A 22,251-nucleotide genomic window follows, 5' to 3' on the forward strand; every position below is an offset into this window, starting at 1 on the left:
GACGACCGAGGCCGAACCCCACCGGCCCATGCCGCTACTACTCTGATTCTGTGCCCAGTCACCACACGGGGTCACCCAGCAGTCCGCGCATCCAAGCAGGGCACTCCGCACCTCTTTCGTCGATCTCTTCCAGTCCTTCTTCGAGTTGATACCGCAGTACGCGCTGCTCGGGATCGCACGGAGCCATCGCCATGAAATGCGAAGCGAGCTTGCGGAGTTGCAGCATTGCCAGGAAGGAAGGGAGATCTGACGCGGCCACCTTGTTCGGGCTCCACCCGTCGGGCTCGTCCGGTGCCTGGGCGCGCAGCACCGTTCCGTTGGCTCCGTCGATGACGACGGCCCCACCCCACCATTGTCCGACTTGGAAGAAGGGACCCTCAGCGTCGGAAGGCTGCTCGCCATCACGCCAGGGGGTCGTCATCGGCAGTTCGCCCTCGCCGGGAAGTGAGAGTTGGAGCCCGCCCACCTCCCCCAACGGCAGACCTACCTCTTGGAGAACTCTGCGTGCGGTGGTGTCACGAAGCCCGGCCGGCAGTCTTTCCGGAGAAATTCTTGTGACGGGATCCGGTGCGAAAACCCTTTGGCAGGTGCTGTGTTCAGGGATCAAGATCTCCGCCGGCGGAGACCCGGTCACGCTGCGGTACGGCCAAATCCGATCCGCCTCCCTGGTCGGAGCGAGCCGTGCCGACGTCGACCGGCCGACCCCCTCCACCGCGAAGACGCCGCCCGGCCCGGCGACCACCAGTGAGTCGCCAACGTGCAGGGCACAGGGCAGCCAGGCCCGGTCAGGCCCCTCGCTGTAGCTGCGCGCGGCTTCGTACGCGAGGTTCTTGAAAGTCAGTTCCTCGTCACGGCCGTCGTGCCAGGCCAACGCCGCGAGGACTTCATCCGGGAGGACGGTGTTGAAGGCCGGAGCCAGCAACTCACCAGTCTTCGCGTCCCACATCCAGATCGGACGGACAGCATCTCGGAATTCTCCCCACCCGAGAACGACTGGCCTTTCCCGCCAGAGCACGTGGGCGAGTCCGGCCACCGGGCCGGGCTCGATGAACTGGTGCTGCCAGCTGCCGGGCGGCCGCCAGTGCGACCAACGGCAGCGCCACGGCAGTGAATCGCCGCCGGCGATGGCGATGTCCTGCGCGATTTCCGTCTCACGCCGCGAGGTGGTGAACAGGTTGAGCCATGCTGCCCATTCACCCTGACGGTCCGGACGAACGCCGTAGGAGTGCGCGTAGAACGCGTCTGATGCGAGGGTGTCTACCGGGGTTCCGTGGCGTAGGCAGGAAGCCGCATCGAGCAGAGCATCCTGCGGGAGGAGGGCCAGAGCGGTGCCGTGTCGCATCAATCGCGTGAACTCTCCGGCTCCGACTGCATGCATGGCGATCGCGGTCGCGGTGAAATCCGCAATGGTTACTTGAGCGGGGGCCCCGTCGGGGGTCGCGTGATGCGCTGGGCCGGCCGTTTCGAGAAGCCACGCCACGACTGCACGGTGAGCCTGCTGCGCGTCCTCATCGCTGATCGTGCTCCGCAAGGCATCGGCCAACGACTCGTCCGCAAATGACACAGTGCCGCTGCCTGACAACTCAAGCCCGGGGTGTTGTGAGGCGATCTCTTCGAGACCTCCCTCGTTCCACGTTCGTGAAGTGGCCGCCGTCGCCAGGACACGCCATATGGCCAACGGAACGGTCCGTGCTTCTGCGAGCGCAAGAGCCACGATTTCGGGCGAATGGGCGGAGTCGGCGGTATTGCTGAGCTCGACTTCAGGGAGGCCCACCACGTACCGAGGGCGGTCCACACTGAGGAAATCGTCCTCGTCGGCGATCTCCACGACGATGCCGAGCCCGTGAAGCTCCGCGAGTTCGTCCAGCCGGGACTCAATGATCCGCCGAGGATGGGAGGACCGTCGTGTCCGGCCGGCGCGGTGCACGTTCACAAGCAGCACGAGGGCTCGCGCTCGCCCCGACTCTTCCTGGGACCGTGCGCCGACCGCCTCGCACAGCTCTTCGGTGGTTCGCCCAGTTGCATCGATGACGATTGCACCCGGGATCTCTTGGGCCAGCCCCCGCAGCACGCCGGTGCGGCCGGAGCGTGGAGGGCCGGCAACCTCTCGCACCTCCGGTACCCAACTGGCACTGCTCCACCAGTTACTGAGCTGGGCAACGGCATCTTGTTGGCTCGCTTCGTGGCGCACAACACTCCTCTGCCGCCGACGCTCCGAAACAATTGCGTCAACCTTGACGTAGCCCTCTCCGCAGCTGACACGCATGCCGGTACGCCCCCGCAGCTGGCCCTCTCACGCTTGGACAATGTGCGCATGAACCCTGCATGGAGCCTCGGTCATTCTCCGGCCGACGACGGAGTCCGACAACGCAACGCTCGACCGGATCGTCAGAGAACCGACCGTCGCGGCGTGGTGGTCGGTACCGACGACTCTCGGACATGCTCGCCATCGTCCTCAACGGGGAGGTCATCGGTGCGATCCAGTTCGATGAGGAGACCGACTCCGATTTCCGCCATGCAGAGATCGACATCGTCAATCACGGCGAGGCGGCTCGGTCAGGGCCTCGGCACGGACGCCGTACGCACACTGGCCCGTTGGCTGATCCACGAAACAGGCCACCGCCGCCTGGCCATCGGGTCGATCCCGCGTGCAACGGCTATGAATTGTGGAATACATATGACCACGCTGGTGCCTCGGCTCCCGCCGGGTCGATGGCCGAGTGCGCGATTGCCACGTACTGGGGTAGCAAGTGGGCCTCGAGGTCGTTTTGGATGTTCTGCATGGTGCGAAGGCCAGTGGCCCACAGTCCGACCATGGTGAGGAAGTTGTCCAGGCTGTGCGCGGCGGGGAGCGCTGCGAGGTGTTCCTCGTCGGGCTCTGTCGGGACCCGGAGCACATGCCCGGTGGGGCCGTCGATGACGAGTTCGCCGCCCATCCAGAAGCCGATCTGGAAGAAGGGTCCGGTTTCTTCGGCCATGGCGACATCGTCGGGCCAAGTGACTTCGTCCATCACCTCGAAGCGATAATCCCCGTACGGGTAAAGTCCCATGCCGCCTTCCCTCATATTGGGCAGGCCAACCTCAAGGAGCAAGCGCCGAGTTGCTACGTCCGTCAGGCCTTCGGGGAGCTCCTCCTCTTCGAGTTCGAAGACTTCCTCCTCTCCGTAGAGGTGGATGAGATCGCCAGGGGCGGGCGGAGGCGCGTTTACGGGGGCTGTCCGGCCCGCCGCGGCGTAGGGACCGGAGAGCGGCTCGATATTGCGGGAGCCGAAGCCCACAAATTCCTCTCCCGCCTGGGGTTCGATCGCGAAGAGCCCGTGCGCTCCTCCGAGTACCACCAGGTCTCCGACGGAGAGTGGGGGGCTTTCGAGCAGAGCAGGATGTGCGCCGTGCCCCTCGGGAACGCCCGTGTACAGATCTTGAGATGTCAAAGGCCTAGGCCGGTCAGCGTCGGCCTGGGACGGCCAGGAAAGCGCTTCGAGGTATTCGTCGGGCAGGTCAACTCCCTGGAAGGGGGCAGCGAGGGGCTCTCCGGTCTCGGCGTCCCAGATGGCGACGTCCGGCCGTTTGCGTTCGCAGATGCCGGCGACGGCGGGGCGACCGTGCCAGCGCACTTCGGCGGTCCCCGTCAGTGGCGTCATGTGTGTGTAGCTCACGTGGTAGCCGCCGGGCGGCCGCCAGCGCGTCCACTTGGCCTTCCAAGGTAGCTGGACGTCCGACTCGGCGACTGCAGAGGCAAAGGTCAAGTCATTTCGTGCCGTGGCCATCAAGTGCATCAAGGCCGCCCACTCCGACTGCCTGGTCGATCCAACTCCATACGACCAAAGGTGAATTCCATCGGCGGCAGCGGAGTTGCCCGGGACGCTGCCCCCAGTTGCGCAACATGCCGCGTCCATCAGGACCGTTTGAGGAATGTTCGCAAGAAGTTCACCCTTCGACAGCAGCTCATCCAGTGCCCCTGCCTGCACGGCATGCGCGGCCATTCCTGTCGCCGCATACAGGCCTTCTGGGCCGTATTGGGCCCATCCCTCTGGGTGTCTGTATTCGTCTGAGACTCGCTGCAGCCAATCGAACAGATGCCGGCTTACTCGCGTGATATCCGCAGGTTCTGCCGCTCGACGGAGCTGTTCTGCTGCTCCTTCATCAATAAAGGAAACGCCGTTGGGGCTCTGCTGGATCGTGTCGGAACGCTCACCCAGAAGCTGTGTGAGCGCCGATTCTGATGTCGGCTGACCGGCCAGGGCGTCAGCCAACTCGGTCCAGACCCGCATCGGTGTGACGCGCGCCTCGGACAATGCCAGTGCCCGCAGCAGAGGCGACTCCAGCCCTTCTGTCGCCTCGCTCTCCGGCAGTTGAAAGACGACCTCGGACCTGTGCGGGAGATCACGCGGCGCGGTATGGGCCAATACGGCAACGTGGCCGCTGGTCAGTCCGGTGACAGTTCTGGAGATGAGACGCTCCGGCTCATACGAGCGTCGGGTCCGACCTGCTCTGTGTGTGTTGATGAGCAGCACCAGCCTTGGCTCGGCGATCCGCCGCAGAGCACTTCGCCAGCCACTCCTGCTACCGGGTGACAGATCCACCCCTAGAGCGAGCAGAACTGTTTCCTGGATCTTCTCCGCGGTGAGCCCGTGGGCATCTACAAGGACACTGTCTTCAGTGCGACTGTGGACTTCCCGCAGAATCGAGGCGCCGCTCGTCCCTGACGGGTCGAGCAGAAACGCCGGAGGGCTACCAGGGCGTCGGTCTCGCCACCAGTCGCGGACAGCGGTGATCGCCTCAGGATGCGAACTTCGGGAAGCATTCTCGGGGTTTGTCACTATGTTCCCACTGTCCCGTCGATCTGCCGTTGCACCATCTGAACCCTGGTCAGGGCCCAGAGCTCGCCCACAACCTGCAGATGATCGTGCATCTCCTTCTTCATTGCAAGTTGGGCTTCGGTGTAAGTTTCAGAGACCTGTGACTTGATCTCGGCGGCAGTTTTGCCCTGATTCTTCAACTCCTCGCGTACCGCGTCCTGCAACGGCTTCCGGTCTTCGTCGAACCGGTATGTCGTGCTGTAGTACACGGGAACTCCGGCCATGTCCTGAGAATCGCGAATCACCTTGGAACAGTCCGCATGGCCTGAATTTCTGGTGCGGAGGCCGCAAGGCTCGCGCTCGGTATAAAGACCAGCGATGGTGTATCCGGGCATACCCGCTGCCGCGTTGCTCTCGTTGAGTCGCTTGAACCAGTCCAGCAAATGCTTTTCGGAGTGCCGCGGAACCACACCGTCCGACCCGGTGGGCAATGAGGAGTCGATGACGTAGGTGCTCTCCCCCTTCGAATCAACGACCTCCAATACGGCGTAATTCTTGTCGGTGAAGTCGGGTACGTTGCGTTCTGCGTCGTCCAGCAGGGCGGTGATGCTCGGTGGGGTTGGTGCCCCGTCCCGCTCCTTGGTCTTCTGTTGCAGGTTCTGGATAGCCTGGTCCGTCGGGCTGCCGGATCCTCGGTAATCGGTCGGAAACGCGTTTGAGGCCGTGGCGTTCTCTGCGGTGCGTTCGCGTCGTCCAGTAGCCACAGACTCATCGTTCTTCGTTGCCGGGTCCTCCGCACCGCTCTTCTTCTTCGGGGCGCCTGCGTACGGGGAATCGCCGTCCGCTGCCGGCTCGGGGGACAAACCAACGGCATGGTTCGCGTGAAATGCGAGACTCATGCGGCCCAGAGTCGCCACGACGACGTGCCGCTCGCCGTCGTTCATGCGGGCGAACTCATCGCCGAGGATGCTCCGGAGTTCCCTCTCCGTGAAGGCGGTTGGCGGGAACGGAGTGCCCTTGTGGGCTTCGCGGGCTGCCGCGTGGGCCGCTTCGGCCTGGGGAATGGCCTGCTTGGCGTCGGCAATGGCCTGTTTGGCGTTTGCCGCAGCTTGTTCGGCGGCAAGCTTTGCGTCCCCAGTGGCCTGTTTGGCCTCCTTGCGGGCCTTCTTGAGCGCTCGTTTGGCGTCGTCGTGAGCTTTTCTGGCGTCATCGACGGCTCGTTTGGCATCCCTGACGGGACTCGTGGCTGCTTCGTAAGCGGCTCGACGGTGGGCGGCGTTCTCCAGCAACCGCGCCAGCGGCTGCTGGTCGCTCTGAGCCCACGCCCTCATCTGCGCGTGTACGGGAGCCAGTTCCATGCGACGGACGTCATGGCTCGCACGCAGCGGCCCCTGAGAGCCGTCGAGAGGCACTCCCTCCTGATCCACATCCATGGCGTCGGGGTCCTGATCGACATCCATGGCGTCGGGGTCGGGAGCGCCCCCGGACTCGGTCTTGGGCTGAGGAGCGGGTTCGGGGTGAGGAAGGGTCGCGTTCCGTGCTGCCCGCGACGCATGTGCGCTGGGCGATTCCTCCGCGGCGCCGGCGGGGTTGGCGGCGGGCCGACGGTCGCGCTCGGTGCCGCGGTCGTTGTCGGTGCTGTGATTGTTGTCCGCGGGCGGGAGAGGGCGCCGATTGTCGTCGAGCGGGATGGCGTGGACGCCGTTGTCGCCGTTGTGGAGCGGCTTGTCGCTGCGTTGGCCGGTCTGGGAGTCGACGTAGGTGATTTTGCCGTTGTGGTTGACGACGTTCCAGGCGTGGGCGCGGCCGTTGTTGTCCTGGGTGATGATGACGGCTTGTGAGCCGTGGCCGGAGTCGCGGAGGGTGTTTTCCAGGCGGTTGAAGGCCTGGGGGCCGTTTCCGTAGTCGTTGAAGCGGGCGCCGAGGGTGTTTTCGATGCGGTCGCGGCCGTTGTTCTCGCCGCGGTCGGAGGGGCTGCCGTCGGGGTTGGTGTCGGGGGTGCGCTGGGCGGCGGCGGTGGGGTTGCCGGAGTAGGTGTCGGCGGTGGCGAGGGCGGCGTCGACGCAGTTGTTGTTGCGGCCGGGGGCGTCGGGCCCGGGGTCGTTGATGGAGTCGACCCAGTTGCCGTCGTCGGGGTCCGGGTGGCGCTGCGGTTCGCCGTTCTCGTCCTTGGGGATCGAGTCCTCGACCTGCTGCTGGTGCTCGTCGGTGGGGTCGTCGAGACCGCCCGGGCGTTCCCGGTTTCGGGTTTCGGAGGCCGGGGCGGCGTCGGACGAGCCGGTCTTCTGGTCGTTCTTGTTGTCTGCGTCGGTGGGGGTTGCCTCGTTCGTGGCGTCGGACTCGGCCGCGCGCTCCGAGGGGTTGCCGTTACCTGGCTGAGAGGTCTGGTCGGGGTTGTCCGGGCGCTCGGGGGTGCTGCTTTCGCGGTGGTCGGCGGAAGCGTTCGGATCTGTGGGCGCCTGGGAGTGCGACGGTTCCTGGGCAGGCTGACGCGAGTCCGTGGCAGTGCCCGGCGTCGCGTCGGACGCATTGGTCTCCGGGCGGCCGCCCGGACGTTGGGGATTGGGGCGCTGGGCGTCCGGGGTCGGCGAACTGCCGGCGGCTGTGGTGGGTGCGGCTGCCGGGTTCTGGGGGTTTTGCGGGAGGTTCGGGTAGTGCGGGGCCTGCGGGTGAGGCTGCTGCTGCGGCGCAGGCTGGGGCTGCTGGTACGGGTTGTAGGCCTGGGGCTGCTGCTGTTGGGGCTGGGTGTACGGGCCCGGCTGCTGTTGGTGAGGCTGTTGGTACGGCCCAGGCTGCTGCGGTTGCTGTGACTGCTGCTGGGTGTAGGGGTTTTGCTGATGCGGCTGGGCGTACGGGTTCGGCTGTTGCTGCTGGTACGGGCCGGGCTGCTGCTGCTGGTTGTACGGGCCCGGCTGTTGCTGCGGGGCCGGCTGCTGGTGCGGCTGCTGGGTGTACGGGCCTGGCTGCTGGTGGGGTTGTTGCGTGTAGGGGTTCTGCTGCTGTTGCTGGTAGGGCCCGGGCTGTTGTTGCGGCTGCTGGGTGTACGGGTTCTGCTGCTGGTGCGGCTGGGCGTACGGGCTCTGTTGCTGCTGCTGGACGTAGGGGCCCGGCTGCTGTTGTTGGGCGTACGGGTTGGGCTGCTGCTGGGCCTGGGCGTGTTGCTGTGCCTGTTGCTGGGCTTGTGCCTGCTGGGCCTGAGCTTGTTGTGCCTGCTGTGCGTGCTGTTGAGCCTGGGCCTGGGCTTGCTGGGCCTGTGCCTGGGCCTGGGCGTGCTGCTGGGCCTGTGCCTGGGCATGCGCCTGCGCCTGGGCGTGCGCCTGCTGCTGGGCCTGGGCTTGTGCCTGCTGCTGGTTTTGGGGCTGCTGGTTCTGGTGGGTCTGGGCCTGCTGCTGAGCGTGGGGCTGGGCCTGGGCTTGCTGGTTCTGGGTTGCGGCGGGGTCGAACGGTTGGCGGTTGGCGTCCAGGACCAGGTGCCAGACGTTCTTGGCGCTGGTGTTGATGGGCTGGTCGCTGATCTTGCCGGTCTGGCTGTCGACCCAGACGACCTTGCCGTTGTGGTTGACGGCGTTGAAGACGTGGGCGCCGCCGGAACTGCCGTCGGGCTTGTCGGGCCAGGTGACCAGTACCGCGGCAGCCGCGCCGGGGCCCGCCTTACGGAGGTCGTCGGCTATGCGGTCGTAGCCGTCCTTGGAGTTGGGCCCGGAATTACGGAAAGAGGTGCCCGCCCACTGCTCGATGTTGGCGGTGCCGTTCTGCTCTCCGGATGCGCGGTCGATGCCGCCCTTGCCGTCCGGGTCGTAGGTGCGTGGTGAGGACACCTGCGGGTTGCCGTACCAGGACTCGATGAAGGAGCGGGTGCAGTCGGCGCAGTTGTTGGAGCGGCCGAGGACGGTGTGGCCGCCGTCGTTCTGGAGCTGGGCCCAGGGCTGGAACGGGTCGTTGAACGCCCGCGGGGTGCCGTCCGGGTTCCGCGGGAAGGTGTTCAGCAGGGCCTGCTGGTCGTGCGGGAACGGCGAGTACAGGCCACCCGGCTGAACGTTGAGGCCGATCCGCACGTCGGTGTGGCTGCGGAGGTTCGAGGGCTGCGGGACCGGCGCCTGGTGCTGAGGCTGCTGTTGCTGCTGGTTCGGGACGGGCTGGGTCTGGTTGGGGTCCTGGTGGTGCGGAGCCGGCTGCTGGTGGGGCGCAGGTTGCTGCTGCGGCTGGTGCTGCGGCTGCTGTTGCTGCGTGTGCGGGTTGGGCTGCTGTTGAGGAGTCTGCTGCTGGGTGGGGGTTTGGCTCTGGAGGGTGGGTTGCGACTGGTTATGCGGCTGCTGCTGTTGCGGCGTCGGCTGCTGGTGCTGCGGCTGCTGGTTCTGGTGCGGGATGTTCGGGTTCGGCGCGCTGGGAGTTTGGGCACCCGGGCGTGTGGGGGCCTGGGCACCGGGCTGCGACGGGGCCTGGTCAGGCGCGGCGTCGGGCTGTGTCCGGTCCGGGTGAGCGGGGGACGGCTGAGCGGGCGGGCGCGTTCCGTCGGGATGAGTCGCGTCGGGGCGTGTCCCGTCCGGGCGAGCGGCGTCGGGGCTGGCCGCATCCGGGTGGGTGGCGTCGGGTCGGGCCGCGTCTGGACGGGAGCCTTCCGGGCGGTCCGTATCCGGGCGGGAACCTTCAGGGCGATCCGCATCCGGGCGGGTACTGTCCGGACGTGCGTTGTCAGGGCTGGTGTTCTCAGGCCCTGTGTTGTCGGGGCGCGGTGTCGGGGCGTCGTGACGGGGCTGTTGCTGGTTGTCCGGGCGGGCGGCGTCCGGGCGGGTGTTGCCGTCGTTCCCGGGCCGGGGTTCGGTGTCGCGGCGGGGGCCGTCCAGGCGTGGGTTGTAGGGGCGGGACGTTTCTTCTTGGCGGGGGCCGTCGAGGCGGCGGTTGTAGGCGGGGGCCTCGGGGCGGGTTTGCTGGGTGGCGTCGTGGATGGCCTGGGAGCCGTCCGGGCGGCGGTTGGTGCCTGCAGAAGCGTTTCCGTTGCTGCCGGCGGGGGGTGCGCCGCGGGGCGGTGTGCCGGTGCGGGGGGTGGTGGCGGCGGCGCCCTGGTGGGGGATGCCGCCCATCATCGGGCCGGGGGTCTGGGGTGTGTTGGGCTGCTGCGCCTGCTGGGGGGTGGGGGTGGCGGGCGCGCTCGTGTCGGGGGCGTGTTGGGTGGGTGGGGGGAGGGTTGCGGTGCCTGCGGACTGAGTGGTGACGGTGTCGTCAGGGGTGTCCACCGTGGGCATGGGGTCGCCGGGGGCCGGGTCGCGCTGCTGGATGGGCGGGCCGGAGGAGGGCGTGTGCTGGACGGGGGCGCCCTGCGGCGGTGTGCCGACGTGGGGCATCGAGGCGCGCCCGCTGCCGCCGGCGGTGTTGTCGCCGTTGTTGTTGGTGGCGTTGCCGCTGCCGTCGTGGGAAGTGTCGCCGGTGGAGGGAGGGTTGCCGGCTACGGGGCCTGGGCCCGAGTCCGCAGTGGGGGCCGGTGCCGGCTGGGGCGCGTCGGGGCGCGAAGAGCCGCCCTCGTGGGGTGCGGAGTCCGGCGCGGGCTGGGTGGCGACGGGGTCCGGCGCGGCCGCGGGACGGGCGGCGTCGGGAGTGTTGTCCCGGGCGGGCTGGGTGGTGACCCCGTCCGTATCCGGGCGATCCGGGCGCGCGGAGTCGGGGGTGTTGTCCCGGGCGGGTTGCGTGCTGACCGGGTCGGCGTCCGGGCGGGCGGAGTCAGGGGTGTTGTCCCGGTCGGGTTGCGTGCTGACGGGGTCGGCGTCCGGGCGGGCCGCGTCGGGGGTGTTGTCCGGCGCGGGCTGGGTGGTGACCGAGTCAGGGTCGGGGCGGGCGGAGTCGGGGGTGTTGTCCGGCGCGGGCTGGGTGCTGACCGAGTCAGGGTCGGGGCGGGCCGCGTCGGGGGTGTTGTCCGGTGTGGGCTGGGTGCTGACCGGGTCGGCGTCCGGGCGGGTGGCGTCCGGGGTGGTGTCCGGTGTGGGACGGGTGCTGACCGAGTCCGCGTCCGGGCGGGAGGCGTCCGGGGTGGTGCCCGCGTCGGGAGTGTGGCCCGTGTCGGGGGTGGTGCCGTAGGGGCTGTCGTTGCCGCCTCGGAAGCCCTCGTCGAAGGGGGAGCGTTGCTCAGGGGGCGGCAGGGGCTGCGCGTCGGGGACGCTGCGGGCGGGGTCGGAGCCGTTGGACGCACCGTCCGAGGGGCTGTTGGTGGGACTGTTGGTGGAGGACGGGTTGCTGCCCGTGCCGCCGGAGTCCGCACCACCGGCGCCGGAGCCGCCCGAGGCGCCCGCGTTGTCGGAAGCCCGGGGAGTATGACTCGTGGAACCGCCGTCCGAGCCGCTGCGGCTGCCGCCGCCCGCGCCACTCCCGCCGGAGTCGGTGGAACTGCCGCCCGAACCCGAACCCGAGCCGGACCCGGGCCCGGAGTCGGCCCCGGAACCAGACCCGGAGGCGCCGCCGGAGCTGCTGCCCGAGCCGGAACCCGACCCGGACCCGCCGCCATCGGACCCACTGCCGGAACCCGACCCACTGCCGGAACCCGACCCACTGCGCGAGCCCGACCCACTGTCCGAACCCGACCCACTGTCCGAGCTCGACCCGCTCCCGGAGTCGCCCGTCCCGTCGGAGCCTCCGCCGCTGTCGTGACCGGCGGCGCTGTCGAGGCCCTGGCGGGCTCGATGCCCCGCGCGGCCGCCCGCGCCGTCACGAAGGCCCTCACCCAGGCTCTCGCCCATGTTGTCGAAGGCGTCCTTGGCGGCCTTCTGGCCCTCCTTGGCGGTCCGGCCGAGGTCGTAGCCCTTCTGGGCACCGAAGTTCTGGTTGACGGTCTGGGCTATGAGGTCGGAGACCATCGCCTCGAGCGCGGAGATCACCGGCTCCTTGGCGGCCTCCACGATCGCCTGGAGGAGCTGTTGTGCCACTTCCTTCAGGATCCGGCGGACCACTTCACGCGTGGCCAACGTCGCCGCCGCCGCGCCGATTTCGGACAGGCCCAGAGTGAAGGGGGCAGCGGCCTGGGCCGCGATGATCTCGGCGGCCAGGATGGCCAGCTGCACGATCACGGCGGTCTTCATGCCGATGACCAGCATCGCCGCGGCCTCCAGCGTGAAGGCGATGACCTCGGCCGCCTCAGCGGCGTCGTTGAGGTAACCCGACCCGCCGGAGAACTTCTCCCACGCCTTGCTGAAGCCCTCGATGGAGTCGCCGGAGTTCTCGCCGAGCACATTGCTCGCGTACGTGTTGCCCCGGGCCGCATGGCCCTGGACCTCCGCCGCGAACGTGCGCCACACCTGGGCACACTCGATCAGCTTGTCCTCGTCCGCATGCGGCCAGTTGAAGCCGAGCATGTCCAGGACCCACTCAAGAGGATCCGGCAGCATCAAAGACAAGGTGAAGCTCCCCCGTGAAATGAAAGGCGTTACGGCGTACTGCGGAACGGGCCGTGCGGGAAGACGCCCGCGTCAAGAGATCGGGACCGGTCGGCGGTCCAGGGCCGGTAGCCCGGTGGGTCAGGACGGACCGGTGAGGCGGGCCTCGGTGAAGGTGCCCTTCGCTGGGGCCTTGGTCGGGTCCTGCCACCCCTGCTGGTTGGCGACATGCTGCTTCATCAGCGAGTCGTTGAAGTCCTCGTTCTCCGCGTGGTGCTTGGACATCGAGGTTAGCGCCTTGCCGATTTCCTGGAGCTTCGAGGAGAGGTGCCCCATCGACTCGTACATGCCGTCACGGACGCCCTCGTAGGCGACGCCGAACTTCTCGCCGATCTCGTCGTCCCCCCACGGAGGGGCGTCGGCCATGCTGGCGAACGACGTCAGACCGCTCACGAACTGCTCGCCGAAGGACTTCTTCTCCTCCGGTGGCCCTTCGTCCCCGTTGCTGGGCGGCCCCGCGCCCAGCGCATTCAGGCCATCCATCAGCCGCGCCACCGAGGAATAGAAGTCCTCGCCGAGATTGACGAAATTCGTGCCCTCGGCCTTGAGGCCCTCCACATTGGTCTGGAACCCAGCGCCCGCCACAACGTCCCCCGTGTTCGTAATGGTTACCCAATGAGATATTCAAGCCAAAGCTTAACCAACCCCGCTGACAACCCGCCAAGCCCGTCCGTCCGAGCAACCAGGTGTGCTCAGGAGCCACTTGGCCGGTAGGAGCTGTGGTAGAGCTCCACGGCGGCCTCCGGGGGGAAGTTGGGCAGGAATGTCACGTCGCCGTTGTCCTTGTTGATGACGACATTGCTTCCCCCGGGCGCCGGGGGAGCCGCGGTGGGGTCCTCGGGGGCCGGCCAGCCCGCGTGGATCAGGTAGCCGATGTCGAATTCGTGGACGTACAGCGCGGACGGCCCGCCCGGTGAGCCGACCTCGGGGAAGTGCTGACGACCGATCTCCAGGGCCTCGGCCTCGCTCGTCGGCACAAGGCGCGGTCCGGCGTCCACCTGCTCGGGCGGGAGCGGAGGAGGCGTCGGAGGCAGGCCGGGAGTGCTGCCCGTGTGGTCGGATTCGGTCATGGTGCGGTCTCCCTGGCACGTGGTTCGGTCGGTGACGTTCAACCTAACTCACGCCATGGCGGGCTCGTTGGTTCGCAGGAGGTGCCGACGGACCGCCGGACCGCCGGACCGCCGGACTGCCGGCCCGCCGGACCGCCGGACCGCCGGACTGCCGGCCCGCCGGACCGCCGGACCGCCGGACTGCCGGCCCGCCGGACCGTCGGACCGTCGGACCGCCGGGCCCCCGAGCAGCCCGGCCACCTGCCACCACTGCGGGCCACCGCCGCCGCACAGACACGGACGCTCAGCCGAACAGCGCCCGAGCCGACAGGAATTCCAGCAGCTCCACATCACCCACGACCTCGAAGGTGTCGCTGTCGACGGGAACTCGGCCGTACATGAGGAGCAACAGGTCCGTGAGGGCGCGCGCGGACCGAGACCTCGGCAGGTTCCTGCGCACGCCGCCAGGCCAGGGCGTCGCCGGTGGGGTCGACGAGCCAGTCGGCGGCGGCCTCCGGCGGGGTGTTCGTGGCGTGGAAGTGCAGGGAGTGCAGGGTGCGGCCCGGGCCGAGGAGTTCGCGCCGGTCGGGATGGTGGTCGAACATCTCGGGGAGCGAGTCCGGTTCCATCCACTCGTCGAGAGCATCACGGGCGACGACCCGCTGGGCGACGGTGAAGTTCCCGCCGAGAGCCGGCGTCGCGTCGGCGCGGTGAACGGCCGTCTCGTGGGGCCATGCGCCAGGCGAAGAAGGCAGAGACCCATGGGGGAGCGGGGTCCAGATGCTGGCATCAGGGCCCGCCGTACCGAGTGTGTCGGCGAGCAGTTGGGTTGCCCTCGGCGAGCGCGGCCGGAGACTCCGTGCTTTCGTGCGGAAGGACGCGGAGTAGCGGTGTCGGGCAGGGGCTCGGCCGCCCGGGTCCGGACGACCCCCTCCATCAGCGGTGGACACGGCCGAGATGCTGGAGCAATGGGACGAGGTTCCCGTCGGGACGGGAAGGCACTGACGTGGTCAGATCCGTGCGCTCGTCGAGGCAGGAGCTCAGCAGCCCAGCCTGAGCGGTGACTTCGGCGGGGCGCGCTTCGTAAGCCACGGCGGCGTCCATGACCTCACGGTAGGGGGCACCACCGACAATCAGCCGCTCCCACATGCGGGGGCGGACGGACGTGGGGGCGGCGGACGGCCATGTCCGTGTCCCGGCGGCACGCATTGGCGACCGCCGCGCCGTGCCGGTTCCGGAGTGGGCGTTGTGAGAGGCGGGCGGTCCGGCGCCCTGTCGCGTGGCCTGCGGCCGGTTATGTGTGCGGTGTGGCCGCATTTGGGCGCCCGTGTCAACGCCGTGTCATCGCCGCGTCAAGGTTCGCGGGGGCCGCGTCAGCGCCGTGCAAATGGCCCCGGCCGCCCGGCCGGGCCGCTCTAGCTTCGAAGTATGGGACGGCGACGTGGCCTGGGGCCCGATTTCACGAGGGACGACGGAGACGACCAAGACGACGGGGACAGCGGCGACAAGGGGGGCTGCGGGGAGAAGGAGGGCTGCAGGGGCATCGGGGACAGCAGGGGCTGTAGGGACAGCGGGGATCGCACGGCGGGGACGGGAGTGGCTCCTGGGAGGGGGCGGCCCGTGAGGGGGAGGAGCGCTGCGCGGCCGGCGGTGGCGGGGGACCGACGGCGGAGTTTCCGGGCGGCGGTCAAGTCATCGCTGCCACGGCAGGGTGAGCCGGACGGCCGGGACCGGACCCGGCTGCCCGAACTGCGCAGCGCGCTCTGGTGCGCGGCCGGGCTGCTCGCCGTCATGCTGCTGGTCGACCTGGCCAACGGGACCCTCGCGCACTGGCGCGCGCTGTGCTGGACGGCCGTTGCGCTGGCGCTGTTCGCGGTGCTCTACCCGCCACGGGTGAGTGCGGGCGAGCACTGGCTGGCCTCCCGGGGGCTGGTGCGTACCTGCGTGGTCCGCACCGATCTGCTCGTCCTCGTACGCCACAGCGACGGCATGTCCCCGAGGCTGGTGCTGCGCGACGCCCTGGGGGGACGGGTGGAACTGGACCCCGAGGTGCTCACCGCGAACCCGCTGCTGTGGCACCACCTTGAGCAGGGCGTGCGCCTCTCCCGCGCGCGCGGGGTGCTGCGCTGTGGCGCGGCACCGCTGCGGGAGCTCGCGGAGCGGATCGATCACGACGGAGCGCGGGCGGTGTTCGAGGCGTCGGGGCTGGGGTGAGGGCAGCCCGGTCGATAACGCGGGCCCGGCCGCTGCCGGTGTGCGGGCGTTGCAGCACCCCGGTCACGCTCCAGCCCTCGGACCGGCCGCCCCGTGCCTCAGTCCGGGTGCTGCCCACCCTGCTCACCTTGCTGTCCCTGCGGCCCCGGGCACCGCCGCGGCTGCCGTCAGGTCGTCGTCGGCGGTGTGAAGTCGTAGCGGACGCCGGTGAGTTCGACGGAGGCCGCCCACAGCCGCTCCGAGGTGGTGTCCTTCTTGGTCCACGGGGCGCGGAAGGACGGGGCCGGGGCGCCGCGCAGGCCGCTGCGGGGGCCGATGAAGGAGTCCGGCTTCATGTGCGGGGCGGTGGCGGCGCAGAGCGTCCCGAGGGCGCCGCCGTCCGGCGGCTGGGCGATGATGCGGTTGCCCACCTCGATGATCCGCTCGGCGGACCTGCGGCCCTCCATCCGGGCGCCTGCGGTCTGGAGATTGGTGGAGGCGTAACCGGGGTGTGCGGCGGCCGCGACGACCTTTGAGCCGGCCGCGGCCAGGCGGCGGGACAGCTCGTGGACGAAGAGGAGGTTGGCGCTCTTCGACCGGCCGTAGGCGACCCAGCGGCGGTAGGACCGCTCGCTGTTGAGGTCGTCGAGATCGACGTCGGCGATGGCGTGCAGCATGCTGGAGACGGTGACGACACGCGCCCCCGGGGTGGCGAGGAGCTTGGGCAGCAGGAGCCCGGTCAGCGCGAAGTGGCCGAGGTGGTTGGTGCCGAACTGCATCTCGAAGCCGTCGGTGGTGGTGCGGTACGGCAGCGCCATCACGCCCGCGTTGTTGATGAGCAGGTCCAGCCGGTCACCGTCGAAGTCGCCGAGGGTGGCGGCGAAGTCGCGTACCGACGACAGGTCGGCCAGATCCAGCTGCCGGAACTCCGCTTCGGCGGTGGGGACCTCGGCGCGCAGCCGCTCCAACGCGGCGACGCCCCGGGCCTCGTTGCGACAGGCCAGCAGGACGCGGGCGCCGCGCCGTGCCAGCTCCCGCGCTGCGACGTAGCCGATGCCGCTGTTGGCGCCCGTGACGATCGCCGAACGGCCGGTCTGGTCGGGGATGTGGCTGGTGTTCCACCGGGTCACGCCTGCACTCCTCCGTAGGGGGCACCCAGGGTAGCTCCGGGAGCCGGGGCGCTCTCGGGGAGGTGGGCCCCGGTCAGTGACCGGAGTGGTGGGCCCCTGGGGGTGGTTCCTGCTCGGAGAGACGCTTGATGGCCGAGAGGCGGGTGTCCCAGTCGGCGGCGACGCGGTCCATCCAGCGGGCGGTGAGGCCGAGCAGCTCGGGGCGCACGCGGTAGCGGGCCTCGCGGCCCTCGCGGTGGCCGGCGACCAGGCCGGCCCGGTCGAGGACTCCCAGGTGTTTGACGATGGCCTGGCGGCTGACCGGCAGTTCCGCTGCCAGGACCGTGGCGGTCGCCTCGCCGTGCGCGGCGAGGGCGTCGAGTATCCGGCGGCGGGTCGGGTCGGCCAGCGCGGACAGCACCTCCGCCACGGTGTCGCGGCCGGTGTCGGTGGCGCTGTCGCTGCCACTGTTGGTGGTGCCGTCAGCGGTCATGCCGCGAGCCGCTCCGCATACCGGCGGATGTTCTCGACCTGTCCTGACCAGCCCTCGGAGTGGCTCTCGTACGAGCCGCCCGGCCTGTCCTCGGGAATGGTGAGGTCGGCGAAGCCGGTCTCCACCACCCGCAGCCGGGTGCCGTCGCCCTCCGGGGTGAGGGTGAATTCCACCAGGGTGGAGTTGCCCTCGGTCGCGACCTCGCCGGGGAACGCGCTGGCCCACCGGTAGGAGAAGCGGTGCGGTGGGTCGACCCGGACGATGGTGGTCGGGAACTGGCCGTAGGCGCCGTGGTCGAGCTGCATGATGCCCCCGGGGCGGAGGTCGACCGGGGTCGGTGTGCCCTGCCCGAACCAGGAGCCGACGTGCTCGGGTTCGGTGAGCACCGCCCAGACGCGCTCCACGGGTGCGGCGATGCTGATCTCGCGTGCGATGCGGTCCCCGGGGCGCTCCGCATCCGCCCCGCCGACGCTCGTGCGGCTCTCGTCGCCTCGGTCGCCGGTGTCGGTTTCATCGGTGTTCATGGCGTGGGACCTCCCACCGTCTCGAGTAGACCTGATGTGCTACTCGATGGTTGCACGTCACGACGGGAGGTGCAACCCGCAGGTTGCGCCCAAGGGGTGCGCCGGGTGGTGCGCGCCCGGCCGTCAGCTGCCGGTCGCGCCGTTCCGGGTGCGTACGCGGTAGGTGGGGACGGACATCGCCGCGTCGTCCAGGCATTCGCCGGTCGCGAGGTCGAAACGCTGCTTGAGCAGCGGCGACGCCACGAACGGGCGGCCTTCGGTGGAGCCCGTCAGGCCGCGGGAGAGCACATACGCGCCGGTGAACGGGTCACGGTTGCCGATCGCGTACGCCCGGCCGGCGCGGTCCACGAACAGCGCGGCCTGACCGCCGTCGGGAAGCAGGGCGGCCACCCCGCGCCCCGCGATGAGGTCGTCGAGCGAGCAGACCGCGAACCAGCCGTCCTCGCAGAGGATCTCGACCGTGGTGGTGGCGGGCGCGATGGGCGGGGTGGTCAGGGTGGAGCTCGGTGCGGTGGTCATCAGACAGAGGTCCCTTCCAGAGTGCGTACGGGCAGGGTCGGGCCGGCCAGCAGCGTCAGGTCCGGCTTGACCTGGTCGCGCTCGGGCACGAACCGGACCGAGGGGTCCGGCGCGTCCGGCGCGTTGACGAAGGAGACGAAGCGGGCCAGCCGCTCCGGGTCCGCGAGGGTCTCGGCCCACTCGTCGCGGTAGTGCGAGACATGCGCGGCCATCAGGGCTTCCAGCTCGTCGCACAGACCGAGGGAGTCGTGGACGACGACGTCCCGTACATGGTCCAGACCGCCCTCGATCCGCTCCAGCCACGCCGAGGTGCGCTCCAGCCGGTCGGCGGTGCGGATGTAGAACATCAGGAACCGGTCGATGAGGCGGACCAGTTCGGCGTCCGAGAGGTCCTGGGCGAGGAGGTCGGCGTGGCGCGGATCCGCGCCGCCGTTGCCGCCCACGTAGAGGTTCCAGCCGTTGGAGGTGGCGATGACGCCGAAGTCCTTGCCCCGCGCCTCCGCACACTCGCGGGCGCAGCCGGACACCGCGGACTTGAGCTTGTGCGGCGAGCGCAGGCCGCGGTAGCGCAGCTCCAGGTCGATGGCCATCCGGACGGAGTCCTGGACGCCGTAGCGGCACCAGGTCTGCCCGACGCAGGACTTCACGGTGCGCAGGGCCTTGCCGTACGCGTGCCCCGACTCGAAGCCGGCGTCCACCAGCCGGGCCCACACCTGCGGGAGCTGGTCGACGCGGGCGCCGAACAGGTCGATCCGCTGGCCTCCGGTGATCTTGGTGTAGAGGCCGAAGTCGCGGGCCACCTCGCCGATGACGATCAGTTTCTCCGGGGTGATCTCACCGCCGGGGATGCGCGGCACGATCGAGTACGAGCCGTTGCGCTGGAGGTTGGCGAGGAAGTGGTCGTTGGTGTCCTGAAGGGCGGCCTGCTCGCCTTCGAGGACGTAGCCGTCGGCGCCGACGGACGGGGCGAGGGAGGCGATGATCGAGCCGACGGTCGGCTTGCAGACCTCGCAGCCGTCACCGTCCCTGGCCTCCGGGCGGCCGTGCGAGTCAAGCAGCTCAGCGAAGGTCGTCATGCGCAGGGTGCGGACGATCTCGTAGAGCTCGGCGCGGGTGTGCGGGAAGCAGCCGCACAGGCCGGAGTCGATGGTGGCGCCGTTCGCGGCCAGTTCGTCGTTGACGACGGCGGTGAGTGTCTTGATGCAGCTGCCGCAGCCGGTACCGGCCTTGGTGCACTTCTTGACCTCGGGGAGGGTGGTGCAGGAGTGCTCGGTGACGGCGGCCCGGACGGTGCCCTTGGTGACGTTGTGACAGTTGCACAGCACGGCGCTGTCGGGGAGTGCGGACGGGCCGAGCGCGGCGGCGCCGCCGTCGGCCGCGAACCCGGCGGGGAGCACCAACTGCTCGGGCGCCAGCGGGGGAACGGTGCCGGTCAGCGGGCGGAGCATGCCGTACGCCTCGGCGTCGCCGACCAGGACGCCGCCCAGCAGCTCACCCTCGGAGCCGATCACCAGCTTCTTGTAGACGCCGCTGCGGGAGTCGGAGTAGACGACGTCGAGGCAGCCTTCGGTGGTGCCGTGCGCGTCACCGAAGGACGCCACGTCCACGCCGAGCAGCTTGAGCTTGGTGGAGAGGTCGGCGCCGGTGAAGGCGGACTCCTCGCCGTCGGCCGCGTCGTCGGCCGGCGCCGTGCTGCGGGCGATGGTCTCGGCGGCCGTGCGGGCCATGTCGTAGCCCGGTGCGACCAGGCCGTACACCCGGCCGTCACTGGCCAGCGCGCATTCGCCGATCGCGTAGACGGCGGGGTCGCTGGTGCGGCACTGCTCGTCGATGCTGATGCCGCCGCGCTCGCCGACCGTCAGGCCGCACTCCCGGGCGAGCTGGTCGCGGGGGCGGACACCGGCGGAGAAGATGACCAGGTCGGTGTCGAGGCGGGAGCCGTCGGAGAGCTCCATGGCCGTGACGGTGCCGCCGTCGTCCGCGACGATCTCCTTGCCGCCGACGCCGGTGTGCACCTCCAGGCCCATCTCCTCGACAGTGCGGCGCAGCGCGCTGCCGCCGCCCTCGTCCACCTGGAGGGCCATCAGCCGCGGGTTGAACTCCACGATGTGGGTGTGCACTCCGAGGCCCTTGAGCGCACCGGCCGCCTCCAGGCCGAGCAGCCCACCGCCGACGACGACGCCGGCGCGGGCGTTCTTGGCGTACTCCTCGATGTCGAGCAGGTCCTCGATGGTGCGGTACACGAAGCAGCCCGTGCTGTCCTTGCCCGGGACCGGCGGGACGAACGGGTAGGAGCCGGTGGCCAGTACCAGCGCGTCGTAGCGGACGGTCAGGCCCGAGCGGGCGGTGACCGTGCGGGTCTCGCGGTCGATGCCGGTGGCCGGGTCACCGAGGTGCAGCTCGATGCCGTGCCGGTCCATGAAGTCGCCCTCGACCAGGCTCAGGTCCTCCGGCGTACGGCCGGCGAAGTACGAGGTCAGCTGTACGCGGTCGTACGCGGCGCGGGGCTCCTCGCAGAGCACGACCACCCGGGACCGCTCGGTGACGCCGCGGTCGGCGAGCTCCTCCAGGAAGCGCTGGCCGACCATGCCGTGGCCGACGACCACGAGGGTGGTGCGCGCGGAGTCCGGTACCGGTGCGGTGCCCGAGGCGGACGGGAGGGGAGTTGCGGCGCTGTTCGGGTGCGGGGTGGCGGCTGCGGCCATGATCAGAAGCCTCCATCGGTGGTGAGCAGGTGGAGCAGCGGGGCTGCGGGGAGCGGCTCGTCGCCCTCCCAGGTGCGGGCGAGCGCGCCGACGGTGCCGAGATCGCCGAGGAGGATGCCGCCGACCAGCCGGTCTCCGCGCACCACGACCTTGCGGTAGAAGGTCCGGGTGGCGTCGGAGAGCCGGACGACGTCGTCGCCGGGTCGGGGAGTGGTCTCGCCGAAGGCGGCGAGGTCGAAGGGGACGGACCGGCCGGTGACCGGATCGTTGACGGGCACCGGGCTCGCGGTCTGCGAGGCGAGGGTCAGACGGGTCAGGGCCCGGGTGCCCGTGTACGGGGCGGCGCCGTGCGCGGCGTCGGCGGGATGCGCCGGGCGCTCGGTCAGCACCCGCGAGAGCACGTCGGCCTGTTCCTGGGCGGCGCCCGCCAGTCCGTAGACGGTGCCGTCGTGCTCGGCGCAGTCGCCGATGGCGAAGATGTCGGGGTCGTTGGTGCGCAGCGTGTCGTCCACGCGGATGCCGCGGCCGACGTCCAGGCCGGCGGCCCGGGCGAGGCCCGTGCGCGGCCGTACGCCACAGGCGAGGACGACCAGTTCCGCGTCGAGGCGGAATCCGTCGGCCAGCTCCACGGCCTGCACCGCGCGGGTGACGGGGCCGCCGGGCGGCTGCTCCTCGGCCGGCTTGCGCAGCCAGGTCTCGACGCCGCGGACCCGGCACTCGGTGTGCACCTCGATGCCGAGAGCTTCCAGATGTTCGGCGAGCAGCGAAGCGGCGTCCGCGTCGAGGTGGCGCTCCATGAGGTGCTCGCCCTGGTGGGCGAGGACCACCTGGGCGCCGCGCCCGGCCAGTGCGCGGGCCGCCGAGACGCCCAGCAGGCCGCCGCCGATCACGACGGCGGGGGAGCCCGGCCGCACCGCGGCGGCCAGGGCCTGGCAGTCGTCCATGGTGCGGAAGGGGTGCACGCCGTCCGGGAGGTCTCCCCGGCCGTCCGTGAAGAGGCCGCGCAGCGGCGGTAGCACCGGGTTGGCGCCGGTGGCCAGCACCAGCGCGTCATAGGGGACGTCCTGGCCGTCGTCGCACAGCACCCGCCGCGCGCTCCGGTCGATCCGCACCACCCGTACGCCGCTCAGTCGGCGCACCGCGTCACCGGGCTCCGGCAGCGCGATGACCTCGGGGGAGTACCGGCCGGCGAGCACCTCGGCGAGCAGCACCCGGTTGTAGGGCGGGTGCTGCTCCTCGCCGATGAGGGTGACGGTGAGAGCGGCGGCGCAGGCGGCTTCGATGCCGGCGGGCACGCTGCCGAGGGCGGCGGCCGGGGCGCCGGCCGCCGCGGTCAGCTGGCGGGCGAGCCGGGCGCCGGCCATCCCGCCGCCGATCACCACCACACGCTTTGTCGAGGTCATGTGGTCAGCGTGCGGCCCGGCTGTTACCCGCTCGCATCC

Annotated in this window: 13 protein-coding genes and 1 pseudogene; 2 read left to right on the top strand and 12 right to left on the bottom strand. The window is 70.1% G+C overall.

The window, feature by feature from the left end; all coding sequences use genetic code 11:
- Positions 1–58 precede the first annotated feature (58 nt).
- A complete protein-coding gene (locus tag ACGFZW_RS06585; RefSeq protein ID WP_393891929.1) occupies positions 59–2,191 on the bottom strand; it encodes an SUKH-4 family immunity protein in 2,133 nt (710 codons plus the stop codon).
- 130 nt (positions 2,192–2,321) lie between these two features.
- Here ACGFZW_RS06585 and ACGFZW_RS06590 point away from each other — a divergent pair.
- A pseudogene (locus tag ACGFZW_RS06590) lies at positions 2,322–2,659 on the top strand (GNAT family N-acetyltransferase); the annotation flags it as partial.
- On the opposite strand, the gene ACGFZW_RS06595 reads toward ACGFZW_RS06590, so the two are convergent.
- From ACGFZW_RS06595 to ACGFZW_RS06615, 5 genes are all read right to left on the bottom strand, one after another.
- A complete protein-coding gene (locus tag ACGFZW_RS06595; RefSeq protein WP_393892356.1) occupies positions 2,658–4,271 on the bottom strand; it encodes an SUKH-4 family immunity protein in 1,614 nt (537 codons plus the stop codon). The pseudogene ACGFZW_RS06590 and the gene ACGFZW_RS06595 overlap by 2 nt on opposite strands.
- A gap of 548 nt (positions 4,272–4,819) precedes the next feature.
- Positions 4,820–12,169, bottom strand: a complete 7,350-nt coding sequence (locus ACGFZW_RS06600; RefSeq protein ID WP_393891930.1) for a toxin glutamine deamidase domain-containing protein — start codon at positions 12,167–12,169, stop codon at positions 4,820–4,822.
- Positions 12,170–12,298: 129 nt separating this feature from the next.
- Positions 12,299–12,802 carry a hypothetical protein gene (locus ACGFZW_RS06605; RefSeq protein ID WP_393891931.1) on the bottom strand — a complete coding sequence of 168 codons (504 nt, stop codon included), beginning with the start codon at positions 12,800–12,802 and terminating at the stop codon, positions 12,299–12,301.
- Between the two features lie 107 nt (positions 12,803–12,909).
- Positions 12,910–13,287 (bottom strand): hypothetical protein, encoded by a 378-nt coding sequence (locus ACGFZW_RS06610; RefSeq protein ID WP_393891932.1) that lies wholly within the window; start codon positions 13,285–13,287, stop codon positions 12,910–12,912.
- Between the two features lie 283 nt (positions 13,288–13,570).
- On the bottom strand, positions 13,571–13,726 hold the full coding sequence (locus ACGFZW_RS06615) for a hypothetical protein (RefSeq protein WP_393891933.1): 156 nt from the start codon (positions 13,724–13,726) through the stop codon (positions 13,571–13,573).
- 1,160 nt (positions 13,727–14,886) lie between these two features.
- Between ACGFZW_RS06615 and ACGFZW_RS06620 the strand changes: the two genes are divergently transcribed.
- Entirely contained in the window at positions 14,887–15,480 is a 594-nt protein-coding gene (locus ACGFZW_RS06620) for a hypothetical protein (protein ID WP_393891934.1), read from the top strand.
- 167 nt (positions 15,481–15,647) lie between these two features.
- Here ACGFZW_RS06620 and ACGFZW_RS06625 read toward each other — a convergent pair whose 3' ends face one another.
- The 6 genes from ACGFZW_RS06625 to ACGFZW_RS06650 all read right to left on the bottom strand — a co-directional run bounded on the left by ACGFZW_RS06625 (position 15,648) and on the right by ACGFZW_RS06650 (position 22,212).
- Positions 15,648–16,589 (bottom strand): oxidoreductase, encoded by a 942-nt coding sequence (locus ACGFZW_RS06625; RefSeq protein ID WP_393891935.1) that lies wholly within the window; start codon positions 16,587–16,589, stop codon positions 15,648–15,650.
- 73 nt (positions 16,590–16,662) lie between these two features.
- Positions 16,663–16,998, bottom strand: coding sequence for an ArsR/SmtB family transcription factor (locus tag ACGFZW_RS06630; RefSeq protein ID WP_393892357.1), 336 nt, complete (start codon positions 16,996–16,998; stop codon positions 16,663–16,665).
- Positions 16,999–17,057: 59 nt separating this feature from the next.
- A complete protein-coding gene (locus tag ACGFZW_RS06635; RefSeq protein ID WP_393891936.1) occupies positions 17,058–17,585 on the bottom strand; it encodes an SRPBCC family protein in 528 nt (175 codons plus the stop codon).
- 123 nt (positions 17,586–17,708) lie between these two features.
- On the bottom strand, positions 17,709–18,104 hold the full coding sequence (gene nirD / locus ACGFZW_RS06640) for a nitrite reductase small subunit NirD (protein ID WP_393891937.1): 396 nt from the start codon (positions 18,102–18,104) through the stop codon (positions 17,709–17,711).
- The gene (gene nirB, locus ACGFZW_RS06645) at positions 18,104–20,809 is read right to left on the bottom strand and encodes a nitrite reductase large subunit NirB (RefSeq protein ID WP_393891938.1); all 2,706 of its coding nucleotides are present in this window, start codon (positions 20,807–20,809) and stop codon (positions 18,104–18,106) included. The genes nirD and nirB overlap by 1 nt, the downstream gene beginning before the upstream one ends.
- Positions 20,810–20,811: 2 nt before the next feature.
- A complete protein-coding gene (locus ACGFZW_RS06650; RefSeq protein WP_393891939.1) occupies positions 20,812–22,212 on the bottom strand; it encodes an NAD(P)/FAD-dependent oxidoreductase in 1,401 nt (466 codons plus the stop codon).
- Positions 22,213–22,251: the final 39 nt, after the last annotated feature.

This window comes from Streptomyces sp. NPDC048248 (genome assembly GCF_043201875.1).
In the GTDB taxonomy this organism is placed as follows: domain Bacteria; phylum Actinomycetota; class Actinomycetes; order Streptomycetales; family Streptomycetaceae; genus Streptomyces.

Excerpts from the sequence above, each read along its gene's own strand:
- ACGFZW_RS06595 (WP_393892356.1), bottom strand. The coding sequence starts at position 4,271 with ATGCGGGTCTGGACCGAGTTGGCTGACGCCCTGGCCGGTCAGCCGACA.
- ACGFZW_RS06600 (WP_393891930.1), bottom strand. The coding sequence starts at position 12,169 with ATGCTGCCGGATCCTCTTGAGTGGGTCCTGGACATGCTCGGCTTCAAC.
- ACGFZW_RS06610 (WP_393891932.1), bottom strand. The coding sequence starts at position 13,287 with ATGACCGAATCCGACCACACGGGCAGCACTCCCGGCCTGCCTCCGACG.
- ACGFZW_RS06635 (WP_393891936.1), bottom strand. The coding sequence starts at position 17,585 with ATGAACACCGATGAAACCGACACCGGCGACCGAGGCGACGAGAGCCGC.
- nirD (WP_393891937.1), bottom strand. The coding sequence starts at position 18,104 with ATGACCACCGCACCGAGCTCCACCCTGACCACCCCGCCCATCGCGCCC.
- nirB (WP_393891938.1), bottom strand. The coding sequence starts at position 20,809 with ATGGCCGCAGCCGCCACCCCGCACCCGAACAGCGCCGCAACTCCCCTC.
- ACGFZW_RS06650 (WP_393891939.1), bottom strand. The coding sequence starts at position 22,212 with ATGACCTCGACAAAGCGTGTGGTGGTGATCGGCGGCGGGATGGCCGGC.